Origin of the sequence: Thalassobaculum sp. (genome assembly GCF_965223715.1) — a bacterium.
Lineage (GTDB): Bacteria > Pseudomonadota > Alphaproteobacteria > Thalassobaculales > Thalassobaculaceae > Thalassobaculum.
Genome location: NZ_OZ245012.1, coordinates 879,582 through 905,158, shown reverse-complemented (window position 1 = coordinate 905,158; position 25,577 = coordinate 879,582). Strand labels below are relative to the sequence as shown.

29 protein-coding genes are annotated in these 25,577 nt (G+C 67.4%); 10 read left to right on the top strand and 19 right to left on the bottom strand.

Annotation, left to right across the window (positions count from 1 at the left end; genetic code table 11):
- Position 1: 1 nt before the first annotated feature.
- Entirely contained in the window at positions 2–784 is a 783-nt protein-coding gene (locus tag ACOQOP_RS04235; protein WP_420565074.1) for a gamma-glutamyl-gamma-aminobutyrate hydrolase family protein, read from the bottom strand.
- Positions 785–1,003: 219 nt separating this feature from the next.
- On the opposite strand from ACOQOP_RS04235, the gene ACOQOP_RS04230 reads away from it, so the two are divergent.
- Positions 1,004–1,690 carry a DUF6655 family protein gene (locus tag ACOQOP_RS04230; protein WP_420565073.1) on the top strand — a complete coding sequence of 229 codons (687 nt, stop codon included), beginning with the start codon at positions 1,004–1,006 and terminating at the stop codon, positions 1,688–1,690.
- A gap of 21 nt (positions 1,691–1,711) precedes the next feature.
- Here the strand turns inward: ACOQOP_RS04230 and ACOQOP_RS04225 are convergent, their stop codons facing one another.
- The gene (locus tag ACOQOP_RS04225; protein ID WP_420565072.1) at positions 1,712–3,184 is read right to left on the bottom strand and encodes a glucan biosynthesis protein; all 1,473 of its coding nucleotides are present in this window, start codon (positions 3,182–3,184) and stop codon (positions 1,712–1,714) included.
- Between the two features lie 281 nt (positions 3,185–3,465).
- Between ACOQOP_RS04225 and ACOQOP_RS04220 the strand changes: the two genes are divergently transcribed.
- Positions 3,466–3,684, top strand: a complete 219-nt coding sequence (locus tag ACOQOP_RS04220) for a hypothetical protein (RefSeq protein ID WP_420565071.1) — start codon at positions 3,466–3,468, stop codon at positions 3,682–3,684.
- 57 nt (positions 3,685–3,741) lie between these two features.
- On the opposite strand, the gene mdoH is transcribed toward ACOQOP_RS04220, so the two are convergent.
- Positions 3,742–5,514 (bottom strand): glucans biosynthesis glucosyltransferase MdoH, encoded by a 1,773-nt coding sequence (gene mdoH, locus ACOQOP_RS04215; RefSeq protein ID WP_420565070.1) that lies wholly within the window; start codon positions 5,512–5,514, stop codon positions 3,742–3,744.
- A 168-nt stretch (positions 5,515–5,682) separates the two neighbouring features.
- Here mdoH and ACOQOP_RS04210 point away from each other — a divergent pair, with 168 nt between their 5' ends.
- A complete protein-coding gene (locus ACOQOP_RS04210) occupies positions 5,683–6,321 on the top strand; it encodes a glutathione S-transferase family protein (protein ID WP_420565069.1) in 639 nt (212 codons plus the stop codon).
- 18 nt (positions 6,322–6,339) lie between these two features.
- Here the strand turns inward: ACOQOP_RS04210 and ACOQOP_RS04205 are convergent, their stop codons facing one another.
- The 7 genes from ACOQOP_RS04205 to ACOQOP_RS04175 all read right to left on the bottom strand — a co-directional run bounded on the left by ACOQOP_RS04205 (position 6,340) and on the right by ACOQOP_RS04175 (position 12,478).
- A complete protein-coding gene (locus tag ACOQOP_RS04205) occupies positions 6,340–6,699 on the bottom strand; it encodes a HesB/IscA family protein (protein WP_420565068.1) in 360 nt (119 codons plus the stop codon).
- Between the two features lie 79 nt (positions 6,700–6,778).
- Positions 6,779–7,177, bottom strand: a complete 399-nt coding sequence (locus ACOQOP_RS04200) for an SUF system Fe-S cluster assembly protein (protein ID WP_420565067.1) — start codon at positions 7,175–7,177, stop codon at positions 6,779–6,781.
- A 31-nt stretch (positions 7,178–7,208) separates the two neighbouring features.
- Complete coding sequence (locus ACOQOP_RS04195; protein WP_420566515.1) at positions 7,209–8,456, bottom strand: aminotransferase class V-fold PLP-dependent enzyme; 1,248 nt, start codon at positions 8,454–8,456, stop codon at positions 7,209–7,211.
- 2 nt (positions 8,457–8,458) lie between these two features.
- Positions 8,459–9,754, bottom strand: a complete 1,296-nt coding sequence (gene sufD, locus ACOQOP_RS04190) for a Fe-S cluster assembly protein SufD (protein WP_420565066.1) — start codon at positions 9,752–9,754, stop codon at positions 8,459–8,461.
- Between the two features lie 10 nt (positions 9,755–9,764).
- On the bottom strand, positions 9,765–10,520 hold the full coding sequence (gene sufC / locus ACOQOP_RS04185; protein ID WP_420565065.1) for a Fe-S cluster assembly ATPase SufC: 756 nt from the start codon (positions 10,518–10,520) through the stop codon (positions 9,765–9,767).
- 24 nt (positions 10,521–10,544) lie between these two features.
- Positions 10,545–12,002, bottom strand: a complete 1,458-nt coding sequence (gene sufB, locus ACOQOP_RS04180) for a Fe-S cluster assembly protein SufB (protein ID WP_420565064.1) — start codon at positions 12,000–12,002, stop codon at positions 10,545–10,547.
- A 17-nt stretch (positions 12,003–12,019) separates the two neighbouring features.
- A complete protein-coding gene (locus ACOQOP_RS04175) occupies positions 12,020–12,478 on the bottom strand; it encodes an SUF system Fe-S cluster assembly regulator (RefSeq protein WP_420565063.1) in 459 nt (152 codons plus the stop codon).
- Between the two features lie 244 nt (positions 12,479–12,722).
- Between ACOQOP_RS04175 and ACOQOP_RS04170 the strand changes: the two genes are divergently transcribed.
- Entirely contained in the window at positions 12,723–13,598 is an 876-nt protein-coding gene (locus tag ACOQOP_RS04170) for a DMT family transporter (RefSeq protein ID WP_420565062.1), read from the top strand.
- Between the two features lie 176 nt (positions 13,599–13,774).
- On the opposite strand, the gene ACOQOP_RS04165 is transcribed toward ACOQOP_RS04170, so the two are convergent.
- On the bottom strand, positions 13,775–14,200 hold the full coding sequence (locus tag ACOQOP_RS04165) for a hypothetical protein (protein WP_420565061.1): 426 nt from the start codon (positions 14,198–14,200) through the stop codon (positions 13,775–13,777).
- Between the two features lie 14 nt (positions 14,201–14,214).
- A complete protein-coding gene (gene fliI / locus ACOQOP_RS04160; protein ID WP_420565060.1) occupies positions 14,215–15,555 on the bottom strand; it encodes a flagellar protein export ATPase FliI in 1,341 nt (446 codons plus the stop codon).
- A gap of 148 nt (positions 15,556–15,703) precedes the next feature.
- On the opposite strand from fliI, the gene ctrA reads away from it, so the two are divergent.
- Positions 15,704–16,402: a response regulator transcription factor CtrA gene (ctrA, locus tag ACOQOP_RS04155; RefSeq protein ID WP_420565059.1), complete on the top strand. Its 699-nt coding sequence runs from the start codon at positions 15,704–15,706 to the stop codon at positions 16,400–16,402.
- Positions 16,403–16,473: 71 nt separating this feature from the next.
- Here ctrA and ACOQOP_RS04150 read toward each other — a convergent pair whose 3' ends face one another.
- From ACOQOP_RS04150 to ACOQOP_RS04130, 5 genes are all read right to left on the bottom strand, one after another.
- Positions 16,474–17,310 carry a CheR family methyltransferase gene (locus ACOQOP_RS04150; RefSeq protein ID WP_420566514.1) on the bottom strand — a complete coding sequence of 279 codons (837 nt, stop codon included), beginning with the start codon at positions 17,308–17,310 and terminating at the stop codon, positions 16,474–16,476.
- A complete protein-coding gene (locus tag ACOQOP_RS04145; protein WP_420566513.1) occupies positions 17,307–18,482 on the bottom strand; it encodes a protein-glutamate methylesterase/protein-glutamine glutaminase in 1,176 nt (391 codons plus the stop codon). Before ACOQOP_RS04145 ends, ACOQOP_RS04150 begins: the two co-directional genes overlap by 4 nt.
- Entirely contained in the window at positions 18,479–18,844 is a 366-nt protein-coding gene (locus ACOQOP_RS04140) for a response regulator (protein WP_420565058.1), read from the bottom strand. The genes ACOQOP_RS04145 and ACOQOP_RS04140 overlap by 4 nt, the downstream gene beginning before the upstream one ends.
- Before the next feature lie 61 nt (positions 18,845–18,905).
- A complete protein-coding gene (locus ACOQOP_RS04135) occupies positions 18,906–19,412 on the bottom strand; it encodes a chemotaxis protein CheW (RefSeq protein ID WP_420565057.1) in 507 nt (168 codons plus the stop codon).
- A 164-nt stretch (positions 19,413–19,576) separates the two neighbouring features.
- Positions 19,577–20,188 carry a histidine phosphotransferase family protein gene (locus ACOQOP_RS04130; protein ID WP_420565056.1) on the bottom strand — a complete coding sequence of 204 codons (612 nt, stop codon included), beginning with the start codon at positions 20,186–20,188 and terminating at the stop codon, positions 19,577–19,579.
- 121 nt (positions 20,189–20,309) lie between these two features.
- Between ACOQOP_RS04130 and ACOQOP_RS04125 the strand changes: the two genes are divergently transcribed.
- Together ACOQOP_RS04125 and ACOQOP_RS04120 are read left to right on the top strand one after the other, a co-directional pair.
- Positions 20,310–20,492 carry a DUF3553 domain-containing protein gene (locus ACOQOP_RS04125; RefSeq protein WP_420565055.1) on the top strand — a complete coding sequence of 61 codons (183 nt, stop codon included), beginning with the start codon at positions 20,310–20,312 and terminating at the stop codon, positions 20,490–20,492.
- Positions 20,493–20,502: 10 nt separating this feature from the next.
- Entirely contained in the window at positions 20,503–21,240 is a 738-nt protein-coding gene (locus tag ACOQOP_RS04120) for a Rossmann-like domain-containing protein (RefSeq protein ID WP_420565054.1), read from the top strand.
- Here ACOQOP_RS04120 and ACOQOP_RS04115 read toward each other — a convergent pair.
- Positions 21,231–21,749 (bottom strand): TetR/AcrR family transcriptional regulator, encoded by a 519-nt coding sequence (locus tag ACOQOP_RS04115; protein WP_420565053.1) that lies wholly within the window; start codon positions 21,747–21,749, stop codon positions 21,231–21,233. The two genes, ACOQOP_RS04120 and ACOQOP_RS04115, sit on opposite strands and share 10 nt — an antisense overlap.
- 136 nt (positions 21,750–21,885) lie before the next feature.
- Between ACOQOP_RS04115 and bdcA the strand changes: the two genes are divergently transcribed.
- From bdcA to ACOQOP_RS04100, 3 genes are all read left to right on the top strand, one after another.
- Positions 21,886–22,599, top strand: a complete 714-nt coding sequence (gene bdcA / locus ACOQOP_RS04110) for an SDR family oxidoreductase (protein WP_420565052.1) — start codon at positions 21,886–21,888, stop codon at positions 22,597–22,599.
- 76 nt (positions 22,600–22,675) lie between these two features.
- Positions 22,676–24,223: a class I adenylate-forming enzyme family protein gene (locus tag ACOQOP_RS04105; protein ID WP_420565051.1), complete on the top strand. Its 1,548-nt coding sequence runs from the start codon at positions 22,676–22,678 to the stop codon at positions 24,221–24,223.
- A gap of 22 nt (positions 24,224–24,245) precedes the next feature.
- Positions 24,246–25,022 (top strand): citryl-CoA lyase, encoded by a 777-nt coding sequence (locus ACOQOP_RS04100; protein WP_420565050.1) that lies wholly within the window; start codon positions 24,246–24,248, stop codon positions 25,020–25,022.
- A gap of 169 nt (positions 25,023–25,191) precedes the next feature.
- Here the strand turns inward: ACOQOP_RS04100 and ACOQOP_RS04095 are convergent, their stop codons facing one another.
- Entirely contained in the window at positions 25,192–25,527 is a 336-nt protein-coding gene (locus tag ACOQOP_RS04095; RefSeq protein ID WP_420565049.1) for a hypothetical protein, read from the bottom strand.
- Positions 25,528–25,577 lie beyond the last annotated feature (50 nt).

Below are 25,577 nucleotides of genomic sequence, written 5' to 3'. Positions count from 1 at the left end.
CTCAGGCCGCTCCGGCCAGACGCCCGGCGTGGCGCAGAGCCTGCCGGGCCCGGGCCGCCTCGCCCAGGCGTTCGAACAGCACCCGGCTGACCGGGTCCTCGGCGGCGTTGTACTCGGCATGCCACTGCACCCCGATGGCGAAGCTGGGCGCGTCGACGATGGAGATCGCCTCGATCGTGTCGTCGGCCGCCAGCCCCTCGACCACCACCCGGTCACCGGTCTTCAGGATCGCCTGGCCGTGCAGGGAGTTGGTCACGATCCGCTCGGTGCCGAGCATGGCCGCCATCACCCCGCCGGGGGTCAGCCGCACATGCTCGCGCAGGGCGAAGATGATCTCCGGGTCCTTGCAGTCCTTGGGCATGCGGTGGCGGTGCTTGCCCGGCAGCTCGCCGATCTCCGGATGCAGGGTGCCGCCGAAGGCGACGTTCATCTCCTGGATGCCCCGGCACAGGCCGAGGATCGGAATGCCCTGCTCCACGCAGGCCCGCACCATCGGCAGGGTCAGCCCGTCGCGCCCGTCATCCATCTGGCCATGGCGCTCGCTCAGCTCTTCGCCGTAATGCCGGGGATGCACGTTGGCCCGCCCGCCGGTCAGCACCACCCCGTCCAGCACCTCCAACAGGTCGGCCACGTCGACCGCGTCGGGCATGCCCGGGATCAGCAGCGGCGTGCATCCGGCCACCTGTCCGACCGCCTCGATGGTCCGCTTGCCGGTCATCTGGGCCTCGATCACGCCCTCCGCGACGTGACGGTTGCACTGGATGCCGATCACGGGCCGTGCCATGGGGTCTCCTTGCGAAAATGTCGTGGGCGCGAGCGCGCGTCCCCTCAGTTTTATCCACCGCCGGGGGGTGGCGTCCAGGCATCGACGCATGCAGGGTGGCGGAACCGACCCCATGCCGGGCCGGCGCCACGGAATTTTCAGGCCGTGCCCGCAGTCGCTTAGGCGAAGAGCCAGATGTGCGGCGTGATCCGCCCTCCACCCATTACGGCTATCTCGGCGATGACATCGACGACCGGACTGACCGCGATCCCCCTGGCCTTGCTCGTTCTGTGTACGGGATGCACCGAGACCCGGACCAGCAATCCCGAGCGCACCGCCGAGGAGCAGCTCCTGCTATCCACGGCGGTGGATCGTGCCGTCGACGAGGTGACCCTGAACCTGCCAGAGGGGACCCGGGTCTTCGTCGACGCCTCCCGCTTCGAGGCCTATGACAAGAGCTACGCCATCAGCGCGTTCCGCGACCGCGTGCTCGAAAGCGGCGCCCACCTGGTCAGCCAGGTGAACGACGCCCAGGTGATCGTCGAGATCCGGTCCGGCGCGCTGTCGACCGACGGGAGCAAGACGATCGTCGGCATCCCCTCCTTCGACGTGCCGATCCCGCTGGCCGGCGACCTGTCGGTGCCGGAACTGTCGCTCGCGTCGCGCCGGCAGCGGCTCGGCGTGGCCAAGGTCGGCTACACCGCCTACTGGCGGGAGAGCGGCGCGCTCGCCGACCGCACCGAACCGGTCCAGGGCATCGCCGGATACCAGGACTGGGAGTTCGTCGGCTTCGGCTGGCGCTCCGGCGACACGCTGATCACCGGCGAGGTCCCGGACAGTCTGCCCTCCGAGCCGCCGGGCGACGAGGCGCCGGAAGCCCCTGCCACCGGACCCGAGGCCGGTCCCGGAGAGGCAGCGGGCCGCTGAACCGGCCCGCCCCGGCGGCGGTCAGCCGTCCTTCGGGTTCCAGGTATAGATCCAGGTCTCGGTCAGCGCGCCGCCCCGATACCGCAGGAAGGCCCGCAGATCGGCGGAATTCGCTCCGTCCGGGTTCAGGTCGAAGTTCATCCGCCAACCGCCCAGCTCCTCGATCGGCCGGCAGGCGACCTTGTCGACGGTGCCGGCCGAGCTGTTGACCACGGCCTCGACCTCGTCTCCCTCGCCCAGGCGGGCAAGGTCGCCGCCGGTGAAGTCGACGACGAATTTCCGGACCTTCGGATCGCGCTCCGTGCCGGGGATGCCACCGATCCCGGTCCAGGTCGCCATCACCCGCCCGGGGGCCGGCAGCCGGTCCGGCATCTCGGTGCCCCAGGTCATGCGATAGCCGACGGTGACAGGCTGATCCGGCTGCGGCGTGAATTCCGGTCGCCAGTAGACGACGATGTTGTCCACACTCTCGTCCTCGGCCGGCAGTTCCACCAGCTCGACCCGCCCCTTGCCCCAGTCGCCGCTCGGCTCGATCCAGAGATTGGGGCGCCGGTCGTAATAGACCCCGTCATCCAGGTAATGGGCGAAGCTTCGGTCGCGCTGCTGCAGGCCGAAGCCGCGCGGAGCGGTGTCGGTGAAGGTGCTGATCCGCGGTTCCGACGGGTTGCGCAGCGGCCGCCAGATCCACTCGCCGGCACCGGTGCGCATGACCAGGCCGTCGGAATCATGGACCTCGGGTCGGAAATCGTCCCGGTTGCGGTAATCGTTCTCTCCATGGAGATACATGGAGGTTATCGGTGCCAGGCCGATGCCGTCGAGCTCGGTGCGCGGGTAGATTGAGGCGGTCACGTCCATCACCGTGGAGCGACCGGTCTCGATCACGAAGCGGTAGGCGCCGGCTGTGCTGGCACTATCCAGCAGGGCGTAGACGATGATCGCGGCGCTGTCCGGCGAGGGCTGCTGGAACCAGAAGGCCCGGAAGATCGGGAACTCCTCCTCGCCGAACTGAGCGGTGTTCAGGGCGAGGCCGCGGGCGGAGAGGCCATACTGCATCTCCTTGCCGACGGCGCGGAAATAGCTCGCCCCCAGGAAAGCGGCGATGTCGCGCTCGAAGTCGAAGCGGTCGAACAGCCGGAAGCCGGCATAGCCGAGCCGCTCCGTTTCTGCCTCGTCCGGAGCAGGGACTTCCTCGGAATAGGTGAAGCGGTTCGGGTCGAATTCGATCGGCCGGGGTCCGTCCGGGCCGATCTCGTATAGCGCCACCCCGTGGGGAAACAGCCAGCCGGCATGGAACGGCGCCATGCGGAACGGCAGGTCCGTGTCCGACCAGAGCTGCCCGCCTTCGGCCAGGCGGATCGACATATACTGGTCGTGGTCAAGGTCGGTGAAACGGCCCGGCACGCGCTGCGGTGGCTCGAACGGCGTCTTGGCCACCTCCTGGGCAAGGGACTGCAGGCCCTCGAATGAGGCGACATAGCCCATCCGCTCCCGCAACCCGCCCTCCTGGGCCCAGGCGCCACGCAGCGGACCCGTCAACGCAAGTGACGAAACACCCATAGCCAGGAGGTGTCGACGGTCGATTTTCATATCGCCTCCGTTAAGTGCCTTCAAACACGAAGAAAAAAGGGTAAGGCAACCGTTTAACCAGTCGCGCGTTATGGGTTTGGCGATGCGATCTCGGAATTTCCGGTGCGCGCCCGCCGTCAGAGTCATTGGAGGTCCGAGACACTCCTGCGTCTCGCCGTCCGAACCATCCGCCAGAAAGGGCCGGCTTCATGTCTTCCGCAGACGTCGATCTTGAGAACCCCTTTGCCCAGAGTTCCGCCGAAGCGCTGACCCCGGCGCCGGCCCCGATGCCCATGCCGGCCCGCGAGATGCGCACGGTCGGCGGGCTGATGATCTCGGCGATGTCCGGGCTGACCGCCCTGGCGCCGTTCTCCATGCCACAGCGTGCCGTCGCGCCGGCCATCGAGAACCAGACCACGCCCCGGTGACACCGGGGTGCGCCGCACCTCCCCGCCTGCCTTCCCTCCCTATCCCCTGCCGCAGTTTCACCCGCCATCGGTCAAGACCCGGGGCGGGTGAACTTCTTCGGGGATCAGGAACAGCTTGAACCGCCGCATCGCCTCGCCCAGGGCCGGCGAGCTGCCGATCACCGTCAGCGGCGCCGACAGCACCAGCCCGGCGATCACCGGCGACGCGATCGCCAGCGCCTCCAGGGACGCCCAGCCGATCGCCACAGCCGCCACCACGCCAATGACCATGTGCATGGCATGGGCCCGCAGGGCGTCGACCATGGCTGTCGCCTCACCCGTACGCTGACCCGGCTTCCAGCCGCTGGACGACCCCGCCAGGATCTCGGCGACGAACCGGGTGTGCAGCAGCATCATCACCGGGGCGATCAGGGTGCTGAACACCATCTCCACCAGCATGCTGCCCAGCAGCGGCAGGAACCCGCCATGGCCCCGGCGCAGCTCGCCGTCGGTCAGGACCAGCACCGTGCCGATGATCTTCGGCAAGAACAGCATGCCCAGCGAGACGGCGACCAGCGCCCAGGGATTGGCGTCGACAATCGGCGGCAGGGAGACAGGAGCGACGCCGGACAGCGCCGCCATGCCCGGTGCGCGGGACAGCAGACCCACCGCGCCGGCAACGAGGAACAGCATCCAGATCGGCGAGGCGAGATAGGCGAGCGCCCCCATGAAGAAATGCAGCCGGTTGGTCCAGCCGATGCCGTCGGCGACCAGAAGCTGCAGGTGCTGCAGGTTGCCCTGGCACCAGCGCCGGTCGCGGGCGGCATGGGCCAGCAGGCTGGGCGGCGGCTCCTCGAAGCTGCCCAGGCGGTCGGCCACCACCTTCACCGACCAGCCGCCACGGTGCAGCATCGCCGCTTCGACGAAGTCGTGGCTCAGGATCTCCCCGCCCAGCGGTGCGCGGCCCGGCAGCGCCGCCAGACCGCAGCATTCGGCGAAGGCCGCCATGCGGATCATGGCGTTGTGGCCCCAATAGGTGGCGCTGTCGCCCATCAGCAGGCGCACGCCTTCGGCCGAGGCCTGGCCATAGACCGAAGTCGCGAACTGCTGCATGCGACCGAACGGCGTGGTGCCGCGCACTGGCCGCACCCAGGTCTGCACCAGGGCGAGCTTCGGATCGGCGTCCAGCTCGTCTGCAAGGCGCTGCACGGTAGGCCCGTCCATGCGGCTGTCGGCGTCCAGGATCAGGGCGAACTCGTAGGCGCCGCCCCAGGTCTCCACGAAGTCCTGGATATTGCCGGCCTTTCGTCCATGGTTGTCCTTGCGCTGGCGGTAGAAGATCCGGTCGGCCGCGTCGTATTTCCGGCGCAGACGGCGGCAGACGGCGATCTCCTGCTCGACCTTGGCCGCGCTACGGGTGTCGCTGAGGATGAAGAGGTGGAAGCCGTTCAGCCGCGCTTCGGCGCTGAGCGACGCGAACATACGATCCAGCCCGGCCTCCACCGCGTCGGGATCTTCCTCATAGATCGGAATCGCCACCGCAAGCCGTCGGCTCACCACCCGGTCCGACTGGGGGGCCCGGCTGCGTCGGCTGAATGCCAGGGAGACGGCGCCGATCAGCGAGAGGCTGAAATTGGCGGAGATCCAGGCGGTGAGGATGGTGAACAGCCCAACCAGCAGCCACTGGTACGGTCCGACGATCGACTGGGAGATGTAGTCGTGGAACTCCGTCACGATGCCGATGGTCAGCACCAGGGTCATGGTGACGCAGAGCACCGACAGGAGCGCCGGCCGTACCCGGCCGTGGCCGGTGGCGGTCCCGGGGGGAATGGGCCGGTTGCGATTGGACATGGCGGTCGATCACTTTTGCGGACGCGGGGCGTGCCGTCGCGTCATCGAGATCGCGCCGGGGCACCCTAGACAGACGCCGGGGCGGCAAGAGTTATTCCCATCGGCCCGCCGGTCGGGCAGATTGAGCGTACGGCACGGTTTATCTGGTTAATTCGGAAGGAAGTCCCGATGGTCCACACCCTGTACTGGAGCGGAACCTCCGGGTCGCTCGCTCCGCTCTGCCTGCTCATCGAGGGCGGTGTGCCGCACGACACGGTGCAGGTGCGGACCAAGGAGCGGGAGCATAAGGCGGAGGCGTATCTGCGTGACGTCCATCCGCTCGGCACGGTTCCAGCCCTGCGCCTGCCTGACGGACGGGTGATCCTGGAATCCGCGGCCATGGTGCTGCACCTGGCGGAACTGGCGCCGTCGCTCGCGCCGGAACCGGGCTCGGTCCACCGGCCGCTGTTCCTGCAATGGGTGGTCTACGGGTCCGCCACACTCTACCCGGCCTATCTGCGGGTCTACCACGTGGAGGATTTCGTGCCGGACGAGTCGGCCCGTCCGGCGGCGAAGAACCTGGCGGTGGCCGGGCTGGCCGCCCGGTGGCAGGTGGTTGAGAACGCCCTGGCGGCGGGCCCCGGTCCGTTCCTATTCGGCGGCAGCGCGAGCGCCGCCGATGTCTATCTGGCGATGTTGGCGCTGTGGCACCCGGACAAAGAGGCCTTCTCGGCCGCCTGTCCGAAGGTCAGGGCGATGAAGGATGCGGTGTGGAAGATGCCGTCGATGCGGCAGGCCCTAAGGCATCACGGCCAGCCGACGGACTAGGTTCGCGATTCGGCCGCGTTACTGGGCGGCGGCGACGCTGAAGCTCTCGCCGCAGCCGCAGCGGCCGGTCTCGTTCGGATTGTTGAAGACGAAGCCGGAGAACATCTTGTCCTCCTGATAGTCCATCTCCGAGCCGAGGATGAACATCACCGCCGTCGGGTCGATGAAGATCTTCACGCCCTTGTCTTCAACGACGTCCTCGAGCCGCTTCTGCTCCTTGGCGTATTCGACGACATAGGAGAGACCCGAGCAGCCGGTATTCTTGACGCCGACGCGCAGGCCGATGACGCCCTCGTCGCCGGCGTTCTCGACCAGTCTGCGCACGCGCGCGGCGGCCGCTTCGGTCAGCGTGATCGGGGCTTTTCCGGGTTGGAACATCGATCTCACCTAGGGTTTCTGCAGTCGTTTCGTGCCGGGCGTTTCGCGTCCGTGTCCTCACCGTACAGGTGGGGATAGTTTAGAACATGTCCAGAAGCAGTCGAGCCTCTTCGCTCATGCGGTCCATACTCCAGGGCGGGTCCCAGACCAGGGTGACCTCGACCTCGCCCACGCCCTCGGCCTTGGCGACCGCCTCGGCGACCATCATCGGCATCTCACCCGCCACCGGGCAGGCAGGCGCGGTCAGGGTCATCTCGATCTTCACCGAGCCGTCGTCGAACCGCTCGATCTCGTAGATCAGGCCGAGATCGTAGATGTTCACCGGGATCTCCGGGTCGAACACGGTCTTCAGTGCCTCGATAACCACCTCTTCGTCGGCCGGGCCCTTCGGGTCGGCCAGCGGCTCACCGGCGCGGGCAATCCCGTCCGGGCCCTCCGTGCCGGGCATGAAGTCGTGCAGGCCGAGTTCATGGTTCATGACCAAGTCCATCCCCAATTAGGCATCTGGCTCAGGCGAATATCTGCCGCACCTTGCCGAGGGCCTCGACGAGCACGTCGATCTCCTCGCGGGTGTTGTACAGGGCGAAGCTGGCCCGGGTGGTCGAGCCGACGTCGTAGAAATCCATCAGCGGCTGGGCGCAATGGTGGCCGGCGCGCACCGCCACACCCTGCTGGTCGACGATGGTGGCGATGTCGTGCGGGTGGGCGCAGTCCAGGGTGAAGGTCGCCAGCGACACCTTGCCGGCCGCCGTCCCCAGAATGGTCAGCCCTTCCACAGAGGCGAGCTTCTGCGTCGCGTAGTTCAGCAGCTCGCGCTCGTGCTCGGCGATGCGGTCGAGGCCGACGCCGTTCACGTAGTCGATGGCGGCGGCCAGGCCGATGGCCTGGGCGATCGCCGGGGTGCCGGCCTCGAACTTGGCCGGCAGGTCGGCCCATTCGCTCTTCTCGATGGTCACCGAGGAGATCATGTCGCCGCCGCCCTGATACGGCGGCATGGCGTCCAACACGCTCTCCTTGCCGTAGAGCACGCCGATGCCCGACGGGCCGTAGAGCTTGTGGCCGGTGAAGCAGTAGAAGTCGCAGCCGATATCCTGCACGTCGACCGGGATGTGCTGGACCGCCTGGCTGCCGTCGAGCAGCACGGTGGCCCCGGCCTCATGGGCCAGCTTCGTCACCTCATGCACCGGCACGACGGTGCCCAACACGTTGGAGACGTGGCAGATCGCGACCAGCTTGGTGCGATCGGTCAGCAGCTCCTTGAAGCCGGCCATATCGAAGGCCCCGCCCTCGCCCGGCTTCAGCGCCTTCAGCACCAGGCCCTTCTCGTCGCGGAGCATCTGCCACGGCACGATGTTGGAGTGGTGCTCCATATAGGTGATGAGGATCTCGTCGCCCGGCTGCAGATTGGCGCGGCCCCAGCTCGACGCCACCAGGTTGATGGCCTCGGTGGTGTTGCGGGTGAAGATGATCTCGGAGGTCGAGGCGGCGCCCAGGAAGCCGCGCACGGTCTCGCGCGCACCCTCATAGTCGTCGGTCGCCTTCTCGCTCATGTAGTGCAGGCCGCGATGCACGTTGGCGTAGCCGCTGCTGTACACCTCGGAGATGCGGTCGATCACCTGGCGCGGCTTCTGGGCTGAGGCGCCGTTGTCCAAGTAGACCAGCGGTTTGCCGTGCACCGTGGTGGACAGGATCGGGAAATCGGCGCGGATCCGCGCGATGTCGTAGGGCTCACCCTTGGTGCCCGCACCTTCCGGCATGCTCACGCCCCCTCTTTGGCCGGCGTGCCGGCGATGTTCTGCTGCATCCAGTCGGCCGCCGCCGCGCGGAACGCCTCACGGATCGGCTCGCGCTGGATATGGTCGACCGCCTCGTCCACATAGGCCGCGACCAGAATGGCGCGGGCGCGCTCCTCGGGGATGCCGCGGGCCATCAGGTAGAAGAGCTGGTCGTCTTCCAGCTCGCCCACGGTGGCGCCGTGGCTGCACTTCACGTCGTCGGCGTAGATCTCCAGCTCCGGCTTGGAGTTGATCTCCGCCTCGCGGGACAGCAGCAACGCCCGGTTCATCTGGTAGCCGTCGGTCTTCTGGGCGTCCGGGCGGACCAGGATCTTGCCCTGGAACACGCCATGGGCCCGGTCGGCCAGCACGCCCTTGTACAGCTCGTGGCTGGCGCAATCGGGCTCGGCATGGTCGATGAAGGTGGCGGTGTCCATGTGCTGGTCGCCGCAGGCGAGATAGCCGCCATTGATGCGGTACTCGATGTGACGGCCAGCCAGGGTGGCGCGGATCTCGTTGCGTGACAGCGTTGCGCCAGTCGACAGGGCGAAGTTGTCGTAGGTGCTGTTCGCGGCACAGCGGGCCGCCGTCATGGCGATGTGGAACGCCTCGCCGCTTTCGGCCTGCAGCTTGTAGTGGCCGAGGCGCGCGTCCTTGCCGATCACCAGTTCGGTGACAGCGTTGTTCACATAGGCGCCGGTCCCGGTATGGACCTCCACCAGATCCGCCATGGCGCCGTCTTCCACCACGACCAGCACGCGCGGATGGGCGGCCACGGTCTCGCCGGCAGCCTGGGTGTCGACCAGCAGCAGGATCGGGGTCTCCACCGCGGCGCCCTTGCGGATGCGCAGGGCGACGCCGCCGGCGAAGGCGGCGGTGTTGATCGCGGTGAAGGGATGCGGCGCGGTCTCGGCGACGGAGCCGAGGTTCTGCGCCACCCAGTCGGGCGCGTCGTCCGGATCGGCCAGGCCAACCATCTCCACGCCCTCGGGCAGGTCATCCACGCGGGTCAGCGTGCCGTTCGACAGGTGCAGCTCGGCCGCATCGAGGTCGGCGAAGGACGACAGGCGCGCGATCTCGGCGGTGCCGGCGGCGGCGACCGGTTCCAGGGCCTTCAACGCGTTCAGGTTGGTGAACTTCCACGCCTCGGTACGCACGCCCGGCAGGCCGGTGCGCTCGGCATTCTCCACCGCCTTGCGGCGCAGCTTGGTCAGCCACTCCGACCCACCCTCGGTCTTGGGCGTGGCGGTCAGCAGCGGAAGGGTTGCTTTGTCAGCCATATCAGTATCTTCAGGCCGCTTCTTCAACGAAATCGGCATAGCCGTTCTGCTCGAGTTCGAGCGCCAGTTCCTTGCCGCCCGACTTCTGGATGCGGCCGCGGGCGAGCACGTGGATCACGTCGGGCTCGATATGGTTCAGTAGGCGCTGGTAGTGGGTGATGACCAGCATGGAGCGCTCCGGCGTGCGCAGGGCGTTCACGCCTTCCGACACCACCTTCAGCGCGTCGATGTCGAGGCCGCTGTCGGTCTCGTCGAGGATGCAGAACTTCGGCTCCAGCACCGCCATCTGCAGGATCTCGTTGCGCTTCTTCTCGCCGCCGGAGAAGCCGACATTGACGGCGCGCTTCAGCATCTCGTCTGTCACGCCGAGGGTCTTGGCCTTGGCGCGGACCATCTTCAGGAAGCCCATGGCGTCGATCTCGTCCTCGCCGGCCGCCTTGCGCCGGGCGTTCACCGCCTCGCGCAGGAAGGTCATGCCGGTCACGCCGGGCAGCTCCACCGGATACTGCATGGCGAGGAACACACCGGCGACGGCGCGCTCGTCCGCCTCCATCTCCAGCAGGTCCTGGCCGTCCAGGCGGATCGAGCCGCCGGTCACCTCGTAGCCCTCGCGGCCGGCCAGCACGTAGCTCAGCGTGCTCTTGCCGGAGCCGTTCGGCCCCATGATCGCGTGGACCTGGCCCGCCTCGATCGACAGGTCGATGCCCTTCAGGATCGGCTTTCCATCGACTTCAGCGTGAAGATTTTCGATTTCCAACAGTGCCATAGCGTCTTTTCCTCAGCCGTCAGATTAACCGACGCTGCCTTCCAAGCTGATTCCGATGAGCTTCTGCGCCTCGACGGCGAACTCCATCGGCAGTTCTTTCATGACTTCCTTGCAGAAGCCGTTGACGATCAGGCCCACCGCGTCCTCGGTCGAGAGACCGCGGGACATGCAGTAGAACAGCTGGTCCTCGCTGATCTTCGAGGTGGTGGCCTCGTGCTCGATCCGGGCCGACGGGTTCTTGCTCTCGATATACGGAACCGTGTGGGCGCCGCACTTGTCGCCGATCAGCAGGCTGTCGCACTGGGTGAAGTTGCGGGCACCATCGGCCCGTTTCCCCACGCGCACCAGGCCGCGATAGGTGTTGTCCGCCTTACCGGCGCTGATGCCCTTGGAGATGATCGTCGAGCGGGTGTTCTTGCCCAGGTGGATCATCTTGGTGCCGGTGTCGGCCTGCTGGGCGTTGTTGGTGATCGCGACGGAGTAGAACTCGCCGACGCTGTCGTCGCCCTGCAGGATGCAGCTCGGATACTTCCAGGTGATGGCCGAGCCGGTTTCCACTTGGGTCCAGGAGATCTTCGAGCGCTTGCCGCGGCAGGCGCCGCGCTTGGTCACGAAGTTGTAGATCCCGCCCTTGCCGTTCTCGTCGCCCGGATACCAGTTCTGGACGGTGGAGTACTTGATCTCGGCATCGTCCAGGGCGACCAGCTCGACCACGGCGGCGTGAAGCTGGTTCTCGTCGCGCTGCGGCGCCGTGCAGCCCTCCAGGTAGGAGACGTAGGCGCCCTCGTCGGCGACGATCAGGGTGCGCTCGAACTGCCCGGTATTCTGGGCGTTGATGCGGAAATAGGTCGACAGCTCCATCGGGCAGCGCACGCCCTTGGGGATGTAGACGAAGCTGCCATCGGTGAAGACAGCGCTGTTCAGGCAGGCGAAGAAGTTGTCGGCGGCCGGCACGACCGAGCCGAGATAGCGCCTCACCAGCTCCGGATGGGTGCGCACGGCCTCGGAGATCGAGCAGAACACGACACCGTGCTTCTCCAGTTCCTTCTTGTAGGTCGTGGCGACGGACACGCTGTCGAACACCGCGTCGACGGCGACCACGCCGGCCAGAATCTCCTGCTCCTTGAGCGGAATACCGAGCTTCTCGTAGGTCGCCAGCAGCTCCGGATCGACCTCGTCCAGCGAGTTCAGCTTCGGCTTCTGGGACGGGGCCGCGTAGTAGTACAGGTCCTGGTAGTCGATCGGCGGATAGCCGACCTTCGCCCAGTTCGGCTCCTTCATCTGCTGCCACTGATGGAACGCCTTCAGGCGCCATTCCAGCAGCCATTCCGGCTCTTCCTTCTTGGCCGAGATGAAGCGGATGGTGGTCTCGTCGAGCCCCTTCGGCGCCATCTCCATGTCGATCTCGGTCACGAAGCCGTGCTTATAGGCACGGCCGGTGACTTCCTCGACCTGGCGGACGGTATCGGCTGTCGCAGCCATCCTTCTCTCTCCCAGTCCTATTCGAACGCGTTCTGCAGGCTCGGCTGCGCGCCCTCGCGGGCAGCCGCCGAGCGGTCCGGGAACATCTCTTCCGGATCCATCATGTCGGCAAGTGTCACGGCATCCAGGGCGGCGTGGATCGCGGCATTCACCCGGTTCCAGTTGCCCCGCATGAAGCAGGAATGCTCCACCTCGCAGCTATCCTCCGCCCCGTCAACACAGGCGGTCAGCGCGATCGGCCCCTCCAGGGCCTGGATGATCTCGGTCATGCTCACCGCCGCGGCCGGCCGGTCGAGCGAATAGCCGCCCTTGGCCCCGCGATGGGCGGTGATCAGCGAGGCGTGGGTCATGATCTTCAGGATCTTGGAGACCGACGGCATCGGCACGCCTGTCGACTCCGACAGCGCCGCGGCCGTGCGCACGCGTCCGACGTCCTGCGCCATGTGGCCCAGGATGACGATCGCGTAGTCCGTCATGCGATTAAGTCGCAACATCACAAACCGTACCTTTCCGGTACAGTATACATAGGACCACCCTCCGGCGGGGTCAACGGAAATGGGGACCGGATTGGTGCAGTTTGTGTCACGAGCCCAGGTGCATCGGGCGCCGGCCGGCTCGCCACCTTGACGCGAAGGACGGGCGGGTGTCTTGTCGCGATCCCCTGCCAAGGGCCCCTTTCGAGAGGCCGTTGCGAGGGGTCCCACCCGATGGAGCCGCCCCGTGGCCGCCACGACCCTTCCGCTGCAGACCAACACGCTCAAGGCCGTGGCCTGGATGATGGGCGCGCTCGCCTCGTTCACCACCATGGCTCTGGCCGGACGCGAGCTGACCCAGGAGATGTCCGTCTTCCAGGCGCTCAGCTTCCGCAGTCTGATCTGCGTGGCGGTGCTGACCGCGATCGCCGCCTTCCACCGGTTCGAAGGCATCCGCACCGAGCGGATGGGCCTGCACCTGGCGCGCAACACGATCCACTTCGCCGGCCAGTTCGGCTGGGTCTACGGCCTCAGCCTGCTGCCGCTGGCGGCCGTGTTCTCCATCGAGTTCACGGTGCCGATCTGGACCGCGATCCTGGCGGCCATGTTCCTGGGCGAGCCCTTCACACGCTGGCGCATGATCGCCGTGGCCATGGGCTTCGTCGGCATCCTGATCGTGGTGCGGCCGGGGGCGGCGATGCTCGACGTGGCCGCCTTCGCCGTGCTGGGGGCGGCGATGGCCTATGCGGCGACCTATGTCTTCACCCGTCACATGGCATCGACCGAGCGCCCCTTCGCCATCGTGTTCTGGATGAATCTGATTCAGCTGCCACTGGGCTTGGTGCCGGCCCTGAACATGTGGGTGACGCCCTCGCCGGAGAACTACATCTGGATCGCGGCGATCGGCCTGGGCGGGCTCTGCTCCCACTGGTGCGTCGCCCATGCCATGCGCCACGCCGACGCGGCGGTGGTGGCGCCGATGGACTTCATCCGGCTGCCGATCATCGCGGTGATCGGCTACCTGTTCTACGCGGAGCCGTGGAACCCCTACGTGCTGTTCGGCGGCGTTCTGATCTTCGCCGGCAACATGGTGAACCTCTGGGGCGAGCGGCCGCGGCGGTAGCGCGCGCACCAGCACCCTCCCCACTCCCCGGATTCATTCCGGGGCCCACGGTTCCGCTGGTTCAGCCGTCAGAGAGATCCGCGCGCCGCCCATGCCACGCCACCCGTAGGCCCCGGAATAAATCCGGGGAGTGTGGGAAGGGAGCGAGGGAAGGAAGAGAACGCGGCGGCATCCCCCTACAGCCGCTCGTCCTTGCGCCGCAGCAGGTTCCCCGCGATCTCGTCGATCTCCATCTGATCCTTCGCCTCGCGTTCCTTGCGGGCCTTCTCCAGCCGCGCTTGGTGCGCCATCTCGTAGCGCTTCAGCTCGGCGAAGGCCTCGCGGACGATCTCGCGCTGCTCCTCCACCGACTGCTCGGCCTTGGCGATCGCCCGGTCGGCCTCCTCGCGGCGCTGCACCAGCCGGCCGGCATAGGCGCCATAGGCGAAGCCCACCAGGCCGGTCTCCTGGGACGCCACCTGCTGCTCGCGCGCCTGCTCGTCGTCCAGCGCCTGACGCACGGCCCGGGCCTCGGCAAGACGCTCCTCCAGGGCGGCGAGCCGCTTGCGCTTCTCGTCGAGCTGGTTCTCCGACAGTTCGATCAGGGTGTCGAACGGACGCATGGGTCAGCCGGCCCCTACTCCGCCTCGCCCAGGGCCACGCCGAGGATCTCCGCCAGTTCGGCATAGCCCGCGTCAAGATCGGCGTTGTCGTCCTTGTCCTGGTTGAGGAACGCCTCCAGCGGCTCGTGATAGCGGATCGCCTCGTCCACCAGCGGGTCGCTGCCGCGCCGGTACGCGCCGAGCCGGATCATGTCGGCCATATCGTCATAGGTCGCCATCAGCGCCCGGGCGCGGCGGACCAGGGCGGTCTGCTCGCCGGTATTGCAGTCCGGCATCATGCGGCTGACCGAGCGCAGGATGTTGATCGCCGGATAGCGCCCCCGGTCGGCGATGGCGCGCTCCAGCACCACGTGGCCGTCCAGAATGCCGCGCACCGCGTCGGAGATCGGCTCGTTGTGGTCGTCGCCCTCCACGAGCACGCTGAACAGGCCGGTGATCGAGCCCTCGGCCACCCCGGGCCCGGCCCGTTCCAGCAGGCGCGGCAGCTCGGCGAAGACCGTCGGCGTGTAGCCCTTGGAGGCCGGCGGCTCGCCGGTGGCCAGGCCGATCTCACGCTGGGCCATGGCGAAGCGGGTCACGCTGTCCATCATGCATAGCACCTGCTTGCCCTGGTCGCGGAAATACTCGGCCACCGACAGGGTGAGATAGGCCGCCTGGCGGCGCATCAGCGGGCTCTCGTCGGAGGTGGCGACGACCACCACTGAGCGGCGCATGCCCTCCTCGCCCAAATAGTCCTGGATGAACTCCTGCACCTCGCGGCCGCGCTCGCCGATCAGGCCGATGACGAAGACGTCGGCGTTGGAGAACTTGGCAAGCATCGCCATCAGCACCGACTTGCCGACGCCCGAGCCGGCGAAGATGCCCATGCGCTGGCCCCGGCAGATCGAGATGAACTGGTTGATCGCCCGCACGCCCACGTCGAGCTTACTGCCGACCCGTTGGCGGCGGTGAGCCGGCGGCGGGCTGTTGCGCAGCGGATAGGCCTCCGCCCCTTCCGACAGCGGCCCGTTGCCGTCGATCGACCGGCCCATGGCGTCGACCACCCGGCCGAGCCAGGTGTCGTCGGGATAGATCACCGGCTCGGCGTCGGAGATCTGGGCGCGCGAGCCGATGCCGACCCCCTCCAGCGGGCCGAACGGCATGGCCAGCGCCCGGCCGTCGCGGAAGCCGACCACCTCGCAGGCCACCATCCGCCCACCCCGCGCCTGAACGAAGCAGCGGTCGCCGATGGACAGGGCACGCTCCACCCCGCCGATCTCGACCATCATCCCCAAAACCGCCGTTACACGGCCATAGAGACGAAATTCAGGAATTTTTTCGATATCGCTCGCCAGGTGCTTAAGCAGGGTGGCCACGGCCAACTCCTTGATCCGCTGGGGTTTCGAAGAATATCACGAGCTTTTCGTAGGCACGAGCGCCGGCTTGGCGTTAACCTTTCTTTTAAGCCATGTCTCTTAAACCTCGATGTTGAGAGCCCGGGTGGGGATCAAAGGGAGAGAAGCCATGCGCATCCTGCTGGTCGAAGACGAAGACGCGGTCGCACGCAGCATCGAGCTGATGCTGAGCGCCGAAGGCTGGGTCGTGGACCGGGCGGAGGCCGGCGAGGACGGCCTCGAGATCGGAAAGCTCTACGATTACGACATCATCCTGCTGGACCTAATGCTGCCGGACATGGACGGCTACGACGTCCTGAAGCGGCTGCGCCAGGCGCGGGTGAAGACCCCGATCCTGATCCTCTCCGGCCTGTCGGAGCTGGACGCCAAGATCAAGGGCCTCGGCTACGGCGCCGACGACTACGTGACCAAGCCGTTCGACCGCCGCGAGCTCGTCGCCCGCATCCAGGCGATCGTCCGCCGGTCCATGGGCCACAGCGAATCGATCATCTCGACCGGCAAGCTGCAGGTAAATCTGGACAGCCGCTCGGTCGACGTGGAGGGCCAGCCCCTGCACCTGACCGGCAAGGAATACGGCATCCTGGAACTGCTCTCCCTGCGCAAGGGCACGACCCTGACCAAGGAGATGTTCCTGAACCATCTCTACAACGGGATGGACGAGCCGGAGCTGAAGATCATCGACGTCTTCATCTGCAAGCTGCGCAAGAAGCTGTCGAACGCGACCGGCGGCGACAACTACATCGAGACGGTCTGGGGCCGCGGCTACGTGCTGCGCGACCCGAACGAGGCGAAGAACAACGCGGCGTAAACCGACCGCCCCCTCGTCTCGCCTCAGTCAGACGCATCGCCGACCCCTCGGCGGTGCGTTTTTCGTTCGGGTCAGGCGGTCGCCTTGACCGCCGCCTTCTGGGAGATCCGGTAGACGCCGCGCTGGCCCGGGATCGGCTCGAACCGGTCGGTGATGCCGAGCACGGTCTCCGCGCCGCCGAGATACAGCCCGCCGTCGGGCGCCATCTGGTCGGCGATGCCGCCCAGCACCTTGGCCTTGGTCGGCTGATCGAAATAGATCAGCACGTTGCGGCAGAACACGATGTCGAACTGTCCCAGCGACCGCGGATGATCCAGCAGGTTGAACTCGCGGTATTGCACCATGGTGCGGATCTTGTCGCTGATCCGCCACTTGTCCCCGTCCTGGGCGAAGTACTTGACCAGCATGGTGATCGGCAGGCCGCGCTGGACCTCGAACTGGGAATACACGCCCTGTTTCGCCCGGCCGATGATATCGGTCGACAGGTCGGTCGCGACGATCTCGAAGCGCCAGCCGGCGACCTTCGGTCCCAGTTCGGTCAGCAGCATGGCGATGGAATACGGCTCCTGGCCGCTGGAACAGGCCGCACTCCAGATCCGGATGCGCTTGCTCGCCGCCCGCGCCTTCATCAGTTCCGGCAGCAGCAGGTCGCGCAGGTTGTCGAACGGCTTCATGTCGCGGAAGAACAGCGACTCGTTCGTGGTCATGGCGTCGACCACATCCTTGATCATCTTGTGGTCGGCGCGCGCCCGCATGGCGGCGACCAGGGCGTCGATCGTCTCCAGCCCCCATTTGCGGGCCACCGGCGCCAGGCGGTTCTCCAGCAGATACGCCTTCTCCGGCGTGACCACGAGGCCCGACTGGTCCTTGAGAAGCTTGGCCAAATGCTCCAGATCCGCCGCCTTCATGCCGCCCACCTCGCCGTCTGCCGATCGATCCACGGAGCGATCTGATCCAGCGGCAGCACGGCCGTGCAGACGCCGGCCCGGGCAACCGCCCCCGGCATCCCCCATACCACGCTGGAAGCCTCGTCCTGGGCGATCACGGTCCCGCCGGCATTCACCAGCGCCTCCGAGCCCTTCTGGCCGTCATGGCCCATGCCGGTGAGGATGACGGTCAGCGCCTGCCCGCCCCACGCCTCGATCACGCTGCGCAGCATCGGATCGACGGCCGGCCGGCAGAAATTCTCCGGCGCCCCCTTGTTCAATCGCAGCACCACGCTGGCACCCGAACGCTCGGCCAGCATGTGGAAGTCGCCCGGAGCGAGATGGACGCGGCCGCTCTGCACCGGCATCCCGTCGGTCGCCTCCACGCAGGTCCAGCCGGTGGACCGGGTGATGTGGTCGGCCAGAATGGAGGTGAAGGTCGCCGGCATGTGCTGGGTCAGCAGGATCGGCAGCCGCAACGTCTTCGGCAGGGCGCCGAGTAGCTTGAACAGCGCCTGCGGTCCGCCGGTGGAACTGCCGATACACAGGACCTGGGGCGGCCGGCGGCCGGCCGGGCGCAGATCGATCGGCGGCGAGGCCGGCTTGGCGACCGGGGCCGCGGGCCGCGGGGCCGTCGCGGCGGCGCTGCGGTCGGCGGTGAAACGAGGCCGGGCCGGGGCCGCACCGCCGGTCTTGCGGCGGCGCGCGGCTGCAAGGGTCTTCACCTTCTCCAGCAGCTCGCGCTTGAACGTCTCGGCGGCGGACAGCTCGCGCATGCTGCTCGGCTTCGGGATGTAGTCCTTCGCCCCGAGCGCCAGCGCCTTCAGCGAGATGTCGGCGTTGCGGGCGGTCAGCGTCGACGCCATCACCACCGGCACGTCGGGATCGATCTTCAGCAGCTCCGGCAGTGCCGCCAAGCCGTCCATGCGGGGCATCTCAATGTCGAGGACGATGACCTCGATCTTGCCCTTGTCCTTGGCCAGCGTGTTGACCGCCATCTGGCCGTCGCCCACCGAAGCGACCACCTGGACCTCCGGATCGGTCTCCAGCGAGCGGGAGAACAGGCCGCGGATCACGGCGGAGTCGTCCACCAGCATGACCCGGTACGGGTCGGCGGAGCGCGGCGGCTTGGGGGGAGAGGTCAGCACCATCAGATCAGCCCGACCTGCTGGAACTTGGTGGCGATGATGTCGCTGTCGAACGGCTTCATGATGTACTCGTTGGCCCCGGAGGAGATCGCCTCCTGGATATGCTGCAGGTCGTTCTCCGTGGTGCAGAACACGACGATCGGGCCGTCCCCGCCGGGCATCTTGCGCAGCGCGCGCAGGAACTCGATCCCGTTCATGACCGGCATGTTCCAGTCCAGCAGCACCGCATCGGGCAGCTTGCGCTCGCAGGCTTCCAGCGCCTGCTTGCCGTCGGCCGCTTCCTCGATGTCGAACTCCAGACCCTGCAGGATCCGGCGCGCTACCATCCTGACGACCTTGGAATCGTCGACCACCAGACAGGATTTCATCAGCGTCGCCTCGTTTCCCCTTCTGGGGCTATGCAGTTTCTTCTCAAATGCTCGGTAATCATCATGCGGGTTCATGCCCGATGAAGTCGAGAAGATTGGACACGTCGAGGATCACCAGCAGCGTCTCCTTGAGTTGATAGATGCCGGCCGAAATCTCCCGGACCCGGGGCGGCATGGTCGGCGGGTGCGGCTCGAAATTGTCGAGATCCAGGCTGAGGACCTCGCCCACCCCGTCGACGATCAGGCTGTACAGATCGCCGTGATGCTCGACCACGACGCTCATGGTGTCCTGGCCCATCGGCAGCGGGTCGAGGCCCAGCCGTCGGCGCACATGCACGGCCGTGACGATCCGCCCGCGCAGGTTCAGCGAGCCGGCGATCTCCGGCGGTGCCAGCGGGATCCGGGTGATCCGCTGCGGGCCGAGGATGTCGTGGACCATCATGACGGGGATGCCGAACATCTGGCCGCCGATGGAGATGGAAACGAACTGTCCGGTCTCGCGCTCCCCGCCCAGGGCCTGGGGAACACCGGAACTGCGCTGTGTCGAGGGAAGGTTGTTTTTGGCCATTGCCGTCCGTCACTGGACCCGTGGGTCCGATCGCAAGAAGCCGCGGATCCGGCCGCGGGGCATACCCCACGGCCGTTGGCGCACTTTCTCGCCCGAATGTGGCGGCGACACAAGCACAGTCAGCGGCTGACGGCGCGTTTGTGCCCGTGGCCATCGTGACGGTCCTAGTCCGGCCGGACCGAGAAACCGGGAGGGGCGGCTCCGGTCACGCTGTAGTCGATCTCGAAGCGCCGTGCCGTCATGCCGACGGTCGCCGGTACCACCAGCACCTCGTCCTCAGGCTCCAGCGCGCCGGAGAGCGCCTGCTGCGCCTTCTCCGACAGGGCGGCGTCGGTGCCCTCGGCGCCGATCCGGATCTCGTCGGCCGTCACCGAGACCGACACCACGCCGCCGCGCGGCAGGCTCTCGGCCGCCACCACGGCAAGCCCGAGCATCACCTTGATCACCCCCGCCCTGGGCTTCGGCAGGCCATCGGCGATGGCGATCCGGGGTTCCAGCTTGCGGTGGGTCAGATAGTCGGCCAGCACCGGCCGGGCGTCGAGATAGCCGATTCCCCCGCCGCTGCCGGCACCCCCGAAGGTCATGCGGAAGAAGGTGAGCCGGGCCGCGACCTGGTCGACCGATCCGGCGACGAGGTCCATCGCCTCGGCGCCGACATCATCCGCGCCGAACTCTCGGACCAGCTCCAAACCATTGCGCGCCGCCGAGGCCGGGCCGATCAGGTCATGGAACAGGCGCGACAGCAGCAGGTCCAGATGACGGGGGGAAATGCTCAAGACGGCCTCCTTGGGTCTCGTTCCAAAGGTATGTCCACCATACCCCCCTTAAAGGAATCGTTAATAACCCTATGAGACTTTGATATTCTTGAGCGTCGGTTTCAGGGCCTCGGAGAGTGACATGGAATTCCTCAGTCCTGGCGGCTACGTACGGCTGGAAGGGCGACCCGATTGGGGCCTCGGCCAGATCCAGTCCGTCGTCGGCTCGCGCGTGACGGTGAATTTCGAACATGCGGGCAAGCAGCTGATCAACACGGATCGCGCCATGCTGCTGTCGGCGGATACGACGACTCCCACCAACTGACCCGCCGCCCATGACCGAGAGCCCGCTGGCGCCGGCCATAGAGGGGGTCGGCGACGGCACCGCAGACCGCCTCGTCGTCGGCTTCAACTGGACCGCGGTGCAGTGCGGCGCCGATATCGGCCTCGCCTGGTCGCCCCGCGGCATGGCGGGAGCCCGAACCACGCCGGAGACCGGCAGCTATGCCGGCCGCACGCTGGCCGAACTGGCCCGGCTCTTTCTCTCCGACAATCCCTACGAACGCTCCATCGGCCTCGCCGCCGTCAACGCCTTCTGGAACCGCCCCTCCCCGGCTCTGCGCGATGGCGACGGGCTGAGCCCCTGGGCCCAGGATCTGGACGGCCGTGCGGCGGAACTGGCCCGCACCGTCATCATCGGGCGCTTCCCAGGTCTGGACGTGAAGTTCCCCGGCGCGACCGTCGTGGAACTCGATCCCCGCGAGGGCGAGGTCGCCTATGCCGATGCCGGGCCCGTGCTGGCGGCGGCACAGGCCGTGGTGATGACCGCCTCAACCCTGGTGAACGGCACGGCCGCGGAAATCCTGGCAGGGGTCTCGCCCGAGGCGAAGGTGTCCGTCGTCGGCCCGTCGGTGCCGCTCTGCCCCGGCCTGCTCGCCGGTCCGGTGCGGCGCCTCGCCGGCTTCGTGGTGACCGAGCCGCAGGCCGCCTACACGGCGGTGATGGAAGGAGCGGGTGCGAAGGCGCTGAAGCGCTTCGGGCGACCGGTAACCCTGACGGCCGATCAGGCATAGGCCGGAGCGGCGGCCCGGGCGGCGGCGAGCAGCCGGTCCCGCTCCACGCCCTCCCGCGCCATGGCCGACAGTCCGGACATCACGCTGACGGTGAAATCCGCCAGCCGCTCTGCATCCTGGGGGCGTTCCCGGGCGATGCGGTCTCGGATCCGCTCGCGCCCAGCCTCCTTCAGCCGGGCGGTCAGCGCCACCGCCTCGGCATCCCCGCTGTTCCAGGTACCGCTCAGCACCATGCAGCCGCAGGGCTCCCCCGGTCGGGAGAAGAACCGGGCCGCCTCCTCCAGGAAAAGCGGCAGCAGGTCCGCCACCGGCCCCTCGCGCTGCAGGATCTTCGCCAGGATGCCCCCATTCTGCTGCTCGTAGACGGCGAGCGCGCGCTCGAACAGCCCGACCTTGCTGCCGAACGCGGCGTACAGGCTGGGCGCGCCGATACCCATGGCCGATCCCAGCTCGGCGACGCCGACACCGTCATAGCCCCGGTCATGGAACAGGCGTTCGGCGGTTTCCACGGCCGCTTCCTCGTCGAACCGACGCGGCCTGCCTCGCCCGCGGGATTTTTTTATATCGGTCACTATAAAAATCCTTGATCGGTTGGTCCGACTATTTATATAGCGGTCACTTCATATTCTCTCAAGGAGACCGCAGATGTCCACTCGAACCAAAAAGCGCGCCCTCGTTCTCGGCGGAAGCCGGGGTATCGGCGCCGCCATCGTCCGCCGACTGGCGACAGACGGCGCCGAGGTGACCTTCACCTATGCCGGATCGCCCGAGGCGGCCCAGACCCTCGCCAAGGAGACCGGTGCCAAGGCCGTCCAATCCGACAGCGCCAGCCGCGAGGCCACGGTGCGCACCGTGCGCGAGGCCGGACCGCTCGATATTCTGGTGGTGAATGCGGGTGTCGCCATGATCGGCGAGGCCATCGAGCTCGACCCCGACGGGGTCGACCGGATGATCGACATCAACATCCGCAGCCCCTACCACGCCTCGGTCGAGGCGGCGAAGACCATGACGGACGGCGGCCGGATCGTGATCATCGGCTCGGTCAACGGCGACCGCGTTCCCTTCGTCGGCGGTGCGGCCTACGGCATGACCAAGTCGGCGATGCAGAGCCTCGCCCGCGGCCTCGCCCGGGACCTCGGCCCGCGGGAGATCACCGTGAACGTCGTCCAGCCCGGTCCGATCGATACCGACATGAACCCGGCCGACGGCCCGATGCGCGACGCCATGCACAGCTTCCTGGCGATCAAGCGTCACGGAACGCCGGCCGAGGTCGCCGCCATGGTCGCCTATCTCGTCGGGCCCGAAGCGGGCTACGTGACCGGCGCCATGCACACGATCGACGGCGGCTTCGGCGCCTGATGCCTTCACCCGGAATACGACGCAGCGGATAAGGACCGCTTGATCAGGAGGCGGAAGGCGCTACGGTTTCCGAACCATGACCGCGCCGTCCGCCTCCACCCTGATCTCGCGCAGTGCCCTGAGCACGGTCGCAGGGCTGTTCCTGCAGCAGGTCCGCCGCGGCGGCGACCGGCCGGCCGTTCAGACCAGCGCCGGCACCCTCTCCTACGCCGAGCTCAGCGACCGGGCCCGCCGGCTGTCCGCCGTGCTCGAGGCCAGAGGCATCGGTCCGGGCGACCGGATCGCCATCCTGTCGGAGAACCGGGGCGAATACCTGGAGGCCTATCTCGCCGCCGCCATGACCGGCGCCGTCCTGGCCTGCCAGAACTGGCGGCTGTCGACGGCCGAACTGACCCATTGCCTGGGGCTGGTGGAGCCCTCCCTGGTCCTGGTCTCCGAGCGCCATGCCGGCAAGCTGGCCGAGGTATCGGGATATGACGAAACCTCTCTGGTCCTGGGCGACGCCTATGAGGCGGCCCTGGCCGGCGCCGAACCGTCTTCGCTCTCGGCGCTTGAGAACCTCGACCCCGAAGCGCCGCTGCTGATCCTCTACACGTCGGGCACGACCGGCCTGCCCAAGGGGGCCGTGATCAGCCACCGCGCCCAGATCATCCGCAACATGGTCACCCGGGCGGAGTTCTCGATCGACGCCGCCGACAGCTTCGTGGCCTGGTCGCCCATGTACCACATGGGGGCGGCCGACAATTCCATCGGCACCCTGATGGCCGGCGGCAAGGTCATCGTCGTCGACGGCTTCGACCAGGGCCATCTGGCCGAGGTGGTGCGCGAGGAGCCGATCGGCTGGCTGCTGCTGATGCCGGGCATGGTCGGCGGCTTTGCGGCCGAGATCGAGGCGCGTGGCGTGGCGGCGAAGGGCATCAAGGTCTGCGGCGTGATGGCCGACCTGGTTCCGCCGGCGGAGATCGCCCGCATCACCCGCCTGCTCGACGCCCCCTACGCCAACACCTTCGGCGCGACCGAGACGGGCTGCCCGCCCTGCTCCTCCTCGCTGATCCCTGTGGGTGTGGCGCCGACAAGCCTGTCGAAGGAGCAGAGCATCTTCTGCGAGGTGCGGCTGGTCGATCCGGATGGCAACGAGGTGGAGGACGGCGCGCCGGGCGAACTCGCCATGCGCGGCCCGACCCTGTTCAGCGGCTACTGGCGCAACGAGGCGACCAACCTGTCCGACTTCCGCGACGGCTGGTTCCACATGGGCGACGTGTTCCGCCGCAACCCGGACGGCAGCCTCGATTTCGTCGACCGGGTGAAATACCTGATCAAGTCGGGCGGCGAGAACATCTACCCGGCCGAAATCGAGCGGGTGATCCTGGCCGACCCGCGGGTGATCGACGCCGCCGTGGTCCGCCGGCCGGACGCGAAATGGGGCGAGGTCCCCATCGCCTTCGTCGCCCGCCAGGACGACGGCCTGACCGACGCCGATCTCTACGCCCGCTGCCGGGCCGAACTCGCCGGCTACAAGCAGCCCAAGGGCATCCATTTCATCGCGATGGACGACTTTCCGCGTTCCGCCTCGGGCAAGATCCAGCGCCACGAACTCGAGAAGCGGCTACCGGCCGCCGACTGACCTGCACATACGGAGGAAACGCATGAGCGCCAAAGCTGCGCCGACGACCAGCATCGCCACCCATACCAACGACGACATCTATATCCGCGACAAAAGCCTGTGCAGCGAGCTGATCGGCAAGCTGACCTTCACCGAGATGATCGTCTTCCAGATGCTGGGCCGGGTGCCGAGTGCGGCCGAGACGGCGATGATCGACGCCTGTTTCGTCACCCTGATGGAGCACGGCCTCACCCCGAGCGCGCTCGCCACCCGGCTGATCTATTCCAGCGCGCCGGAGGCGATGCAGGCCGGCGTGGCGGCCGGGCTGATGGGGGTCGGCAGCGTCTTCGTCGGCACCATGGAGGGCAATGCCAAGCTGCTGCTGGAGATTGTCGAGGATCCGGCCGGCATCGACGCGGCGGCCCAGCGGGTGGCGGAGGAGCACCGGGCGGCGCGCAAACCCCTGCCCGGCTTCGGCCACCACCTGCACAAGCCCGACGACCCGCGCCCGATCCGCCTGTTCGCGCTCGCCGAGGAGCATGGCCAGTCCGGCACCTACATCGCCGCGCTGAAATCGCTGAGTGCCGCCATCGACCGGGTCTACGGCAAGCACATCACGATCAATGCGACGGGGGCGATCGCGGCGGTGCTGCTGGATTGCGGCGTGCCCGCGGAGATCCTGCGCGGCTTCGCCCTGATCACCCGCTGCGCCGGCCTGGTCGGCCATGTCCGCGAGGAGCAGGAGAAGCCGTCGATGCGCACGATCTGGGAGACCTCGGAAGAGGCGATCCCCTACGACGGCACGATCCCAGGGGCTTAGGAGTCTCTCTCCCCTTCTACCCTGATCGACTTCCTGGACGATCCCGGCGTGAGCCGGGGCGATCCAGGACCGTGCTGCTGACCCGTCCGGTGCACGATCCTGGATAGTGCCCCGGATCAGGTCCGGGGACCCTTCCAGGAAGTCGGTAAGGAAAAAGGGGAGCGGAGGGTTACTCGACCCGGCAGCCGATGCGTTCGACCGCGTCGAATACGACGATGGTCTGGCCGACATTCATGGTCACCCAGCAGTCGTCCCACTGCTTGCGGGTCTTCGCCTCGACCTGGACCGCGTTGATCTTGTCCTCGTTGACGAAGGTGATCTCGTCGCTGTCGCCGGCCGAGACCTTCAGGTAGTCCTTCGACCAGAACTTGATGCGCAGATTGGCTTCCGTGGAGCTCTCATTGCGCACATAGATGGTGGAGGTCGGCGGCCCCGGGGGCTGCTCTTCCTCACCACAGGCGGCCAGCCCGAAACAGGCGGCCAATACGATCGCAGGTGTCCTCATCATGGCGCGAACCGTGCGGTATTCCGCGCGCCAGAGCAAGCCTTTACGCA